An 11,654-nucleotide genomic window follows, 5' to 3' on the forward strand; every position below is an offset into this window, starting at 1 on the left:
CACCTATGCCGTGCTCGGCCCGGTCTTCTCCGGCCCGATCGGCGCCTCGATGCAGATTTCCCAGCGTGCAGAGATCGCCCAGTTCGTCGGCGGCGAGGCTGCCGGCCTGACMAAGCAGGGCAACCAGTACCTGTTCCKCACCTCGCTCAGCCAGGCGGCGGCGATGCCGAAGATCGCGAACTATCTGAAGAACACGGTCAAGGCGGGTTCGGTCGCCGTCGTCTGGGTCAATAACGACTTCGGCAAGGGCGGGCGCGACGCCATCCTGCCCGAACTCGAGAAGGCCGGCATCAAGGTGGCGGCCGATGTCGCGACCGAACAGGGCCAGGCCGATTTCGCCGCCGACGCCATCAAGATCAAGAACTCGAATGCCGACGCCATCTTCGTCTATCTCAACGAGGAAGAGAGCGCCCGCTTCCTGCGCGCCGCCAAGCAGCAGGGCATCAGCAAGCCAATGGTCGGCGAGACGACGCTGCTCGGCGCCAAGGTCATCGAGCTCGCGGGCGACGCTGCCAACGGCGTCAAGGGCCATGTCGGCCTCTCGATCGACGCGCCGATCCCGGCCTTCCAGGAATTCGGCAAGAAGTACCAGGCCAAGTACAACTATGCCTCCGACCATAACGGCCTGAAGGGCTACATGGCCGTCTACATGATCAAGTGGGCGACCGAGAAGCAGAACAAGTTCGACAAGAAGGGCCTCGCCGATACGCTGCGCGGCGCGACGATCAAGCCTTCGGACGAGCCGGGAATCCTGATGGAAACCACCATCGAGAGCAATGGCGACCTCGACCGCGAGAGCTTCCTCGCCGAGGTGATCAACGGCAAGCAGGTGATCAACGCGACCCTGCCCAAGATCAAGCCGTAAGACCCAGCCTCACGACGACGACACCTCGTCACGTCATCCCGGGCGACCGCACGGACGCCCGGGATCCAGAAGCGGACGCAACGCGCCGGAACTGGCTTGCGGCTCCATGCGGCCTGCGGCCGCCAGCGCCGGGGGGACGACGGCAGGTCGGAACACAGGCAGCGCCAACAGGACAAGGACGCGCCATGGCTGAATTCATCGCCTATCTCATCGCCGGCATCGCCACCGGCGCGATCTACGCGCTGGCCGCGATCGGCTTCACGCTGGTCTGGCAGACCTCTCAGACGATCAATTTCGCCCAGGGCGAGTTCGTCATGCTGCCGGCGGTGCTGGTCCTGCTCGCCATCAAGCTGTTCGGCGCGCCGATCTGGTTGGGCGCACTGATCGGCATCGCCGCCTTCATCCTGATCTTCGGCGTCGGGTTCAAGGTCGCGGTGGTCGATCCGATGATCCGGCACGGCGTCCTGCCGCTTGCCATCGCCACGATGGCGCTCTCGATCATCATGAAGGAAGGCGCCAAGGACGGCTTCTCGGCGGAGGCACAGAACTTCCCCTCGTTCGTGCCGACCCAGACGATCTCGGTCTTCGGCGCCTCGATCTCGCTGCAGCATGTCGCCATCATCGTCGTTGCATTCGCGGTGATCGGCCTGCTGCAATGGTTCGTCGGCGGCACGCGGCTTGGCCGACAGATGCAGGCCACGGCCCAGAACCCGACCGTCGCGCGCATTCTCGGCATCCCGGTCGAGCGCATGGTCCTGCTGACCTTCGTGATCAACGCCGCGCTCGCCGTCGTCGCCTCGGTGCTGATCTCACCGATCTATCTGGCAAAATTCTCGAACGGCGAGGTCATCGGCCTGTTCGCCTTCATCGCCGCCATCGTCGGAGGCTTCAACCAGGTGCGCGGCGCGCTGGTCGGCGGACTCGTGGTCGGCATCGTCGACAGCATGGCGGCGGCCTATATCTCATCCTCCTATCGCCTGGCCGTGCCGCTCGTTCTTCTCGTCGTCATCATCCTGCTCAAGCCGGAAGGCCTGATGGGCCGCAAAGAGGAGCGCCGCGTATGACCGCGCCCGCGACCGAGGCAAGCCTGCCGCAGCAGCGCGGCCGCCTTTCAAGAGTGCCGTCCCTTGCCGCCTTCGCCGACGGCACCCTGATCACGCTGATGCTCGGCGCCGTCATCCTCTGGTTCGCCCCGGCCGGCATGGGCCGCTATGGTACCTATGTGCTCTCGCTCTGGCTGGTGATGAGCATTGCCGTGATGGGCCTCAACCTGACGCTCGGCTATGCCGGCCTGAAGTCTTTGGCACAGGCCGCCTTCATGGGGCTCGGCGCCTATGCGACGGCGCTGCTGACCACCAAGGCCGGGCTGAACTGGTACGCCTCCTTTGCGATCTCGGGCCTGCTGACCTTCGCGGTCGGGCTAGTGCTCGGTTTCCCGGCGCTGCGGGTCAAGGCGCATTACCTCGCCTTCGTCACGCTCGCCTTCTCCACGCTGATCTGGCTGATCCTGCGCAACGAGCAATGGCTGACCGGCGGCGTCTTCGGGCTCTCGAACATCCCGCGCCCCAGCTTTTTCGGGCTCAAGCTCGACGGCGCGCTCGCCTTCCACCRTTTCGTCGTCATCGTCACCCTGATCCTGGCGATCGCGCTATGGTGGATGATCCGCTCGCCCTGGGGCCGCGCCTTCACGGCGCTGCGCGAGAACCCGATCCGGGCCGCCAGCCTCGGCATCGACACGCGCATGTACACGCTGCTCGCCTTCGCCATCGGCTCGGCCTATGCCGGCTTTGCCGGCGCGCTCTACGCTCCGCTGGTCGAATTCATCGACCCCTCGCCCTTCTCGCTGTCGCAGAGCTTCTTCTTGCTGCTGATGGTGGTCGCGGGCGGCGCCGGCTACCTGCTCGGCCCGTTCATCGGCGCGCTGCTCGGCGTGGTGCTGCCGGAATGGCTGCGCGTCGTCGGGTCGCTCTACCTGATCATCTTCGCGACCATCGTCATGCTGCTGCTGATCGCCTKCCCGCAGGGCGTGAGCGGCCTGCTCGAACGCGGCTGGGCGAAGCTCACCGGCAAGGGCAAGATCGGCAAGAGCGTGGCCGCCAACACCGGAGGCCGCTCATGAGCCCGGTCCTCGAAGTCTCGAACATCCACAAGGCCTTCGGCGGCATCAAGGCGGTGAACGGTGTCTCCTTCTCCGTCAAGGAGGGCGAGATCCTCGGCATCATCGGGCCGAATGGCTGCGGCAAGTCGACCCTGTTCAACTGCATCCTGGGCCAGCTCGACCCGACCGAGGGCACGGTGAAACTCGACGGCAAGGAGGTCACCGGCATGCGCCCCTCCGACCTCAACCGCCTCGGCGTCAGCCGCACATTCCAACTGCTCCAGGTCTTCCCCGAGCTCTCGGTGCGCGAGAACCTGATCCTCGCCGGCCAGGAACATGAGGGCACGATGCTCACGCGCTTCTTCGGGCGGCGCGATGCCGGGCTGACGGAGAAGGCCGACCGGATGATCGGTTTCTTCAAACTCGGCCATCTCGTCGACGCCAAGGCGGGCGGGCTCTCCTATGGCCAGCAGAAGCTGCTCGATGCCGCGATGGCCTTCATGGCGGGGCCCCGCCTCGTGCTGCTCGATGAGCCGGCGGGCGGCGTCAACCTGACCATGCTCGGCGACCTCAAGGAGCGCCTGCGCGCCATCAATGCCGAGCAGGGCGCGACCTTCGTGGTGATCGAGCACAACATGGACTTCGTCATGTCGCTCTGCACCCGCGTGCTCGTGCTGGCGGAAGGCAAGGTCCTGGCCGAGGGAACGCCTGCCGAAGTCAGGGCCAATCCACAGGTCATCGAAGCCTATCTCGGCCATTGAGGAGCGACTGGAATKGACGCCCATATCCTCGAACTCGACGGCGTGGTCGGCGGCTATGGCGCCATGACCATCCTGAACGGCACGAGCTTCAAGGTCCGGCGCGCCGCCATCACCACGGTGATCGGCCCCAACGGCGCCGGCAAGTCGACCGTCTTCAAGGCGATCTTCGGCCTGCTCAAGGTCCGCGAGGGCCATATCCGGCTGGACGGCACCGAAATCACCCACTGGAACCAGCGCAAGCTCCTGGAGGCCGGCATCTGCTATGTGCCGCAGGGGCGCAACATCTTCCCCGAGCTCTCCGTGCGCCATAATATCGAGCTCGGCGCAGTCGCGGCGGGCTCGCGCATCACCGATATGCCGAAGCGGCTGGAAGCCGCGCTCGATCGCTTTCCGGCGCTGCGCCGCAAGGCCGACCAGCAGGCGTCCACCCTCTCGGGCGGCGAGCAGAAACAGCTCGAGATCGTGCGCGGATTGCTGCTCGACCCCAAGCTCGTGCTGATCGACGAGCCCTCGATCGGGCTGTCGCCGATGATGGTGCAGGAGACTTTCGGCATTCTGCAGAATCTGCGCACGCGCGGCGTCACCATCCTGATGGTCGAGCAGAATGCCCGCTCGGCGCTGGAGATCTCCGATGAGGGGCTTGTGCTGGAGCTGGGCCAGACCAGGATGCAGGGACCGGCTGCCGATATCCTCGCCGATCCGCGCGTCGGCCAGCTTTTCCTCGGCGGCGCAATGACGGAGGCCGCATGAGCAAACCTCTCCAGATCGCGCTCGTCGGCGCCGGCCTGATCGGCCGCGCCCATCTCCTGCGCATCGAGGCCTCGCCGGATTGCTCACTGGCCGCCATCTGCGACCCGACCGAGGCGGCAAAGGCCATCGCGGCCGAGCGGAATCTGCGCTGGTTCCCGTCGCAGCAGGAGATGCTGGCAGCGATGAAGCCGGACGGCGCCATCATCGCGACGCCCAATGCGCTGCATGTCCCGGGCGCGATCGACTGCCTCGAGGCCGGCGTGCCGGTGCTGGTCGAGAAGCCGCTCGCCGAGAGCGTCGCTGCGGCGCAACAGCTCGTCGATGCCCAGGCGCGCACGGGCGTCGCCGTGCTTGCCGGCCATCACCGCCGCCACAACCCGATCGTCAAGGCGGCGCGAAGGATCGTCGGCGAAGGCGGCATCGGCCGACTGGTCGCCGTCAATGCGCTGTTCCTGATCAAGAAGCCGGACGACTATTTCGACGTCGCCTGGCGGCGCGAGCCGGGCGGCGGGCCAGTGCTGATCAACCTGATCCACGATATCGACAATCTCCGCTTCATCTGCGGCGAGATCGACAGCGTGCAGGCCATCACCTCCAACGCGACACGCGGCTTTGCCGTCGAGGACAGCGCCGCCCTGATCTTCCGCTTCAGCAATGGTGCACTCGGGACCGCGACCGTCTCGGACGTAACGCCCTCGCCCTGGAGCTGGGAGCTCAGTTCGGGCGAGAACAAGGCCTATCCGCAGCGCGAGGGCCATTGTTACCTGATCGCCGGCAGCGAAGGCTCGCTGGCCTTGCCGAAGCTCGATTTCTGGCACTACGGGGACAAGGCCGGCTGGTGGGAGCCGCTCCAGCACGAGAGCCGTGGCGTCGAGCCTGTCGAACCGCTGGCCGAACAACTCAGGCACTTCTGCGCCGTCATCCGCGGCAGCGAAGCGCCGCTGACCGGCGCAGCCGATGCCGCCCGCACGCTGGCGGTCGTCGAGGCCGTTGCAGAGGCAGCCCGAACCGGGGCAACCGTCAAGCCCGCTCCGCTGCGGGTCTTGTCCGGGACAGGTGCAGCATGAAACCGACCTCGATCGCCACCGTCTCGCTCAGCGGCGATCTTGCCGAGAAGCTGCAAGCCATCGCCGGCGCCGGGTTCGATGCGGTTGAGGTCTTCGAGAATGACTTCCTGACCTTCGACGGCAGCCCGCGCGATGTCGGCCGGATGATCGCCGATCTCGGCCTGGGCATCGCCGCCTTCCAGCCCTTCCGCGATTTCGAGGGCATGCCGGAGCCGCAGCGCGCCCGCGCCTTCGCCCGGGCCGAGCGCAAATTCGCGATCATGAACGAGCTCGGCGCCGAGCTGATGCTGATCTGCTCCAATGTCTCGCCGCCGGCCGAGGCCGGCATCGACCGTGCAGCGGCCGATCTGCGAGAGCTCGGAGCCCTGGCGGAGAAACATGGCGTCAAGGTCGGGTTCGAGGCGCTGGCCTGGGGCCGGCATATCAACGACTACCGCGACGCCTGGGAGATCGTGCGCCGGGCCGACCATCCGCGCATCGGCCTGATCCTCGACTCGTTCCACACGCTTGCGCGGCGCTCGCCCCTGGGGCCGATCACGACGATCCCCGGAGACCGCATCTTCCTCGTCCAGCTCGCCGATGCGCCCGCGCTGGACATGGATGTGCTGAGCTGGAGCCGGCATTTCCGCTGCTTCCCCGGACAGGGCGATCTGCCGGTGGCGAATTTCGTCAGGGCCGTCGAGGCGACGGGCTATTCCGGGCCGCTCTCACTCGAGGTCTTCAACGACCAGTTTCGCGCCGGCTCGGCCCGGCGGCTCGCGACCGACGGCGTGCGCTCGCTGATCCAGCTCGCCGACCAGGTCGCGCCGGAGCTGCCACCGCGCGCGCCCTGCCTTGCCGTCGAGTTCATCKAGTTCGCGCTCGACGAGGAGACGGCCCACAGCCTGGCGGAACTCTTCACCGCGCTCGGCTTCCGGCAGACCGGGCACCATGTCAGCAAAGCGGTAACGCGCTGGAGCCAGGGCGGCATCAATCTCGTGCTCAACACCGAGAAGGACGGCTTTGCCCAGTCGCATGCGATCATGCACGGGCCCGGCGTCTGTGCGATCGGCCTGCGGGTGGCGGATGTGGCGCAGGCCATGGCGCGGGCGAAGCAGCTCAAAATCGCAGCCTTCGAGCAGCCGATCGCGCCGGGCGAGATGCATATTCCGGCGATCCGTGGAGTCGGCGGCGCGCTGATCTACTTCACCGAGCCCAAGGGCGAGCTCGGCCATGTCTGGGAGAAGGAGTTCATCGCAACGGTAGATGAGCGCGCGCCCTCACCTGCMCTCCTGGACAGCGTCGACCATATCTCGCAGTCGATGGACTACGAGGAGATGCTGTCCTGGCTGCTGTTCTATACCTCGCTCTTCGAACTGGAGCGCATCCAGCAAACCGATGTCGCGGATCCCGCCGGACTGGTCGCGAGCCGGCCGATCATCAGCAGAGACGGTGCCGTCCGCTTCGTGCTCAACGGTTCGCAGGCGACACGGACGCTCTCCTCGCGCTTCGTCTCCGAGCATTTCGGCTCTGGCGTGCAACATATYGCCTTCAGCGCACCCGACATCTTTGCCGCCGTCACGGCGATGCGCGCGGCAGGGCTGTCCTTCCTCGACATCCCCGCGAACTATTACGACGACCTGGAGGCCCGGCACGGACTGGAGCCCGACGTCATCGACCGGCTGCGCGAGCACCACATCCTCTACGACCGCGACGGCGAGGCCGAGTTCCTGCAGGTCTACAGTCACGTCTTCGCCCAGCGCTTCTTCTTCGAGATCGTCGAGCGTCGCGGCGGCTATTCCGGTTTTGGCGCGGTCAATGCACCGATGCGCCTTGCCGCCCAGGCCCGCGAGGCACGCCCGGTGACGGTGCCCCGCCCCCTGCGAGACTGAAAGGCCCGGCAAGGGAAGGCCGGAGCCTGCGCGAAGGCCGAAGCATTCGTGCAGACCCCGGCCCCGGTGAGGCGCCGCAGGGGGAGGAGCACCGCAGCGCAGCTCACTCACCCACGCAGCATGTCCATAGGTGCGGCAAAATAACGGTAGCCATCGCCCGCCTTGGCCAGATTACCGAAACCCGGCCAGGCAAAGTGATAGGACATTACGGGTGTCTTGTTGGCCGCCAGCATGCCGAGCAGCTTCACGCGCGACTGTGCGGCCTGTTTGGGGTCGCTGTCATAGGCGAATTCCATCAGCGGCTTCTCGAGCAGCAGCACCGCGTGGTGGGTCAGATCGCCAAGGAATGCGAAGGTCTTTCCGCCCGAGGACACCATGAAGATGTGATGGCCGGCGGTGTGGCCCGGCGCCGCGATCGCCTGGATGCCCGGCAGGAATTCCTGACCATCCCGGAAGAAGACGATGCGGTCGCGCACCGGCAGAAGATTGGCGCGCGCGTGTTCGACGAAGGCCTTGAGAGGCGAGCCGAGCTTGCTTTCATCCGTCCAGAAATCGAAATCGATCTGGCTGATATAGATCTGCGCATTGGGGAAATTGGCCTTGCCGTCCGCCGTGCAGATGCCGCCGATATGGTCGATATGGGCATGGCTGCAGACGATGGCGTCGATATCCCCGGGCTTGATGCCGGCCTCCTGCAGGCTCTTCTGCAGGCGCCCGGTCGTCGGGCCGAAGGCCTTCGAAAAGCCCATGCCGGTGTCGAACATCACCAGCCGATCGCCAAAATTCACCACCGGAACGTTCTGCTCGAGGACGACATTGTCCTTCGGCAGGAAGTTCGTCTCCAGCATCCTGTAGACCTCGTCCTTGGCGACGCCGACGAAATTCGTGCCGGGGTCCCCGAGCGGCAGCGGCCCGTCGGAGATGACCGTCACCTCGGAAGGGCCGAGCATGAAGCGGTAGAAATAGGGCGCCTGATTGTTGGAGAGCGGCGCCTTGGCGAAGGACATGGCGCCGATCGGCATGGTCGCCCCCGCCGCAAGCGCGACAGCGCCGCTGAGGAAGCCGCGACGGCTGGCACGGCTCGGCAAGATCAGATCCCTGGACATGGCATTCCTCCTGAACGTGACCATCCGGCGTCTTGCGCCGGTTGCTGCTGCTGGGCGTTTCGGATGAGGCGCTCCTTGAAGAGGGCCTCCCGTCCTCACGCCACCTGCGAGGATGCACGTGCCGTTGCGTGACGGCCAATAAGCCTTCGCTCTGGCGCGCATAACCGAAAGCTTGGGCGCCCCCCGGCAAGAGTGTTTCAGGGAGCGCGCGACACGACGCTGATTTCACGTCGTTTCGCTGCGCCCCGCAGCGCGTTGCCGTTCAGCCGTTGCATCGCCGTGCCGGGGGTCTCTGGCCTTCGCACGCCGCGGACGCTACCACCATGCGGCGATCATTCATGGGCCGCCGGGAGAGATGAAGCCGCGATGGATCTGCGCCAGCTCCGCTATTTCACCGCGATCGTCGAACAGGGCTCGTTCTCGAAGGCTGCAACCAAGCTGCGCGTCGCCCAGCCGGCGCTCAGCCAGCATCTGCGCCATATGGAGGATGAGCTCGGCGTGCCGCTCCTGCATCGCGGCACGCGCGGCGTCATCCCGACCGAAGCAGGCGAGCGCCTGCTCGCGCGGGCCCGCTCCATCCTCGCCGAATTCGCCGAACTGCGCGACTCCGTGCGCGGCGTATCGGCCGCGCCCGGCGGCGAGGTCCGCATCGGCCTGCCAGGCACCGTCAGCGAACAGTTCAGCGTGCCGCTGATCGAGGCGGCGCGGGACCGCTACCCCGCGGTGCGCATCCGTATCGCCGAGGCGATGAGCGGCTTCGTGCTCGACTGGCTCCGCCGCGGCGAGGTCGACCTCGCGGTGATCTACTCGACCTCCGACCCCAAGGGCCTCGGCATCCACCATGTCCTGACCGAGGAGCTCTGCCTGTTCGGAGCGCCTTCGCTGAATGCTGTCGCGGCGCCGGCCGGGGGCACCGTCAGCCTGACCGAGGCGGCCAAACTCGATCTGATCCTGCCGGGCCAGGGGCACGGGTTGCGCGACCAGATCGACGAGGCCGCGCTTGGCGTCCACGCCGCCATCAACCCGGCGATCGAGATCGAATCCTACTCGCAGATCAAGCGGCTGGCGGAGCGTGGGCTGGGCTACGGCATCCTGCCCCGCATGGCCGTCAGCGCGCAGGCCAGGGCCGGCATCTTCCAGACCTGGCGGATCGACMGGCCCGCACTCCATCGTAAGGTCTATCTCGCCTACTCGACCGAGCGCCCGATGCCGGCTGCGGCGCGCGCCATCGGCCAGCTTTCCTGGGAGATCCTGCGCGGGCTGGTGGCCGACGAAACCTGGACGGCGACGCTCGGTKAGGACGGTGATCGCCCGGCCTTATACGGCTGATCGCGATTTCCTCTTTGACAGGGCTCGCATCGCGCCCGACCTTCGGCCGGCCATAGAACTCAGCCTGCCCAAGGAAACGCCCGTGAAGATCCGCGCCGCCGTCCTGAATGCCAGCCCAGTCGCCGCGCCCTATGCGCGTTCCAGGCCGCTTGCGATCGAAGAGGTCGAGCTTGCGCCGCCCGGCCCGGGCGAGGTCCTGGTCCGCGTGCGGGCCACCGGGCTCTGCCATTCCGACCTCTCGGTGATCGACGGCAACCGGCCCCGTCCGGTGCCGATGGTGCTCGGCCATGAGGCGGCCGGCGAGGTCGTCGAGCCCGGCCCCGGCGTGAACGACCTCAAGAAGGGCGACCGCGTCATCATGGTCTTCGTCCCCTCCTGCGGCCATTGCGCGCCGTGCAGCGAGGGTCGCCCTGCCCTGTGCGAGCCCGGCAACGCGGCCAATGGCGCAGGCGAGCTGCTCGGCGGCGGGCGCAGGCTCTCGGCCCATGGCCGGGCGGTGAACCACCATGTCGGCGTCTCGGCCTTTGCCGAGCATGCGGTGATCTCGCGCTACTCGCTGGTGAAGATCGAGGCCGATATCCCGCACGAGATCGCGGCGCTGTTCGGTTGCGCGGTGCTGACCGGGGTTGGCGCCGCGGTGAACACGGCAAAGGTCCGCGCCGGCGAGAGCGTCGCCGTCGTCGGCCTCGGCGGCGTCGGGCTGAGCGCGCTGCTCGGCGCTGTCGCCTGCGGCGCCGCCCGCGTGATCGCGGTCGATCTCTCCGAGGACAAGCTCCGGATCGCCCGCGAGTTGGGCGCTACCGACACCTTCAATGCCGGCGATCCCGGCGTCGTCGAGGCGATCCGCGCGGCGACCAAAGGCGGCGTCGACCACGGTCTGGAGATGGCAGGCTCGGTCAAGGCACTCGAGCTCGCCTATCAGATCACCAGGCGCGGCGGCACGACGACCACGGCCGGCCTTGCCAACCCGGCGCACACGCTCGCGCTCGCTCCGGTCAAGCTGGTCGGCGAGGAGCGGACCCTGAAGGGCTCCTATGTCGGGAGCTGCATCCCCGGCCGCGACATCCCGCGCTTCATCGACCTCTACCTGCGCGGCAAGCTGCCGGTCGACAAGCTGCTGACCAGCACGAGCGGGCTCGACGAGATCAACGAGGGTTTTGACGCGCTGGCCGAAGGCCGCACGATCCGCCATGTGATCCTGATGTAGGCATCCGCCTCGAGGCTCATGCCTTGGAGGGCGTCGGCGCGCGCCGCGCCAGCGCAGCCGCAAGCGTGGCCGCGAGCATCAAGGCGGCAGCGACCACTGCCAGCGCCGCGAACCCGGCATGATCGTAGAGCGGCCCGCGTGGTTGGCGAGCCCCAGGCGAAGGCGATGCCGAACAGGCCGTAGCGCATGCTCGATGCCGCCACCATCGCAAGATAGATGGCAGCGACCGAGGCGGGATTCGGCGCGATCTGCCCCCTCTCCCCTTGCGGGAGAGGGTTGGGGTGAGGGGTCGCGCGACGTTGGAAGGTTTGAGGCTTGCGGGGCGATAACCGGCAAGGGCACCGCGCCCCCTCATCCGGCCCTTCGGGCCACCTCCTCCCGCAAGGGGAGAAGGTGGGGCGCAATTCCCTCCCGATAACTATCGGAGAGGGTTTTCGGCGAGGTTCCGGCGCTTCACCGTGAAAGAGTCAGCCGTGCTTGTGGACGATCGTCTTGGTCACCGCGAACTCTTCCAGCGCCATGAAGCCCTTCTCGCGGCCATGACCGCTCTTGCCGGTGCCGCCGAAGGGCAGCTCGATGCCGCCGCCGGCGCCATAGCCA

10 protein-coding genes are annotated in these 11,654 nt (G+C 67.0%); 9 read left to right on the forward strand and 1 reads right to left on the reverse strand.

Annotated elements, in window-relative coordinates:
* From AC1DJT_RS27180 to AC1DJT_RS27210, 7 genes are all read left to right on the forward strand, one after another.
* The coding region (locus tag AC1DJT_RS27180; protein ID WP_476835260.1) for an ABC transporter substrate-binding protein at positions 1–865 on the forward strand (865 nt) is incomplete at its 5' end.
* Between the two features lie 185 nt (positions 866–1,050).
* Positions 1,051–1,929, forward strand: a complete 879-nt coding sequence (locus AC1DJT_RS27185) for a branched-chain amino acid ABC transporter permease (RefSeq protein WP_441488754.1) — start codon at positions 1,051–1,053, stop codon at positions 1,927–1,929.
* A complete protein-coding gene (locus AC1DJT_RS27190) occupies positions 1,926–2,984 on the forward strand; it encodes a branched-chain amino acid ABC transporter permease (protein ID WP_476835261.1) in 1,059 nt (352 codons plus the stop codon). The genes AC1DJT_RS27185 and AC1DJT_RS27190 overlap by 4 nt, the downstream gene beginning before the upstream one ends.
* Entirely contained in the window at positions 2,981–3,724 is a 744-nt protein-coding gene (locus AC1DJT_RS27195; protein WP_441488756.1) for an ABC transporter ATP-binding protein, read from the forward strand. The genes AC1DJT_RS27190 and AC1DJT_RS27195 overlap by 4 nt, the downstream gene beginning before the upstream one ends.
* 63 nt (positions 3,725–3,787) lie before the next feature.
* Complete coding sequence (locus tag AC1DJT_RS27200; RefSeq protein ID WP_476835262.1) at positions 3,788–4,474, forward strand: ABC transporter ATP-binding protein; 687 nt, start codon at positions 3,788–3,790, stop codon at positions 4,472–4,474.
* Positions 4,471–5,541 carry a Gfo/Idh/MocA family protein gene (locus tag AC1DJT_RS27205; RefSeq protein WP_441504794.1) on the forward strand — a complete coding sequence of 357 codons (1,071 nt, stop codon included), beginning with the start codon at positions 4,471–4,473 and terminating at the stop codon, positions 5,539–5,541. Before AC1DJT_RS27200 ends, AC1DJT_RS27205 begins: the two co-directional genes overlap by 4 nt.
* The gene (locus AC1DJT_RS27210; protein WP_476835263.1) at positions 5,538–7,412 is read left to right on the forward strand and encodes a bifunctional sugar phosphate isomerase/epimerase/4-hydroxyphenylpyruvate dioxygenase family protein; all 1,875 of its coding nucleotides are present in this window, start codon (positions 5,538–5,540) and stop codon (positions 7,410–7,412) included. Before AC1DJT_RS27205 ends, AC1DJT_RS27210 begins: the two co-directional genes overlap by 4 nt.
* A gap of 107 nt (positions 7,413–7,519) precedes the next feature.
* Here the strand turns inward: AC1DJT_RS27210 and AC1DJT_RS27215 are convergent, their stop codons facing one another.
* Complete coding sequence (locus AC1DJT_RS27215) at positions 7,520–8,518, reverse strand: MBL fold metallo-hydrolase (protein ID WP_441504796.1); 999 nt, start codon at positions 8,516–8,518, stop codon at positions 7,520–7,522.
* A gap of 366 nt (positions 8,519–8,884) precedes the next feature.
* Between AC1DJT_RS27215 and AC1DJT_RS27220 the strand changes: the two genes are divergently transcribed.
* Positions 8,885–9,847: a LysR family transcriptional regulator gene (locus tag AC1DJT_RS27220; protein ID WP_476835264.1), complete on the forward strand. Its 963-nt coding sequence runs from the start codon at positions 8,885–8,887 to the stop codon at positions 9,845–9,847.
* An 82-nt stretch (positions 9,848–9,929) separates the two neighbouring features.
* Entirely contained in the window at positions 9,930–11,054 is a 1,125-nt protein-coding gene (locus AC1DJT_RS27225; protein WP_441504798.1) for a zinc-dependent alcohol dehydrogenase family protein, read from the forward strand.
* Positions 11,055–11,654: the final 600 nt, after the last annotated feature.

Source organism: Allobosea sp. 05T422_2 (assembly GCF_056396265.1).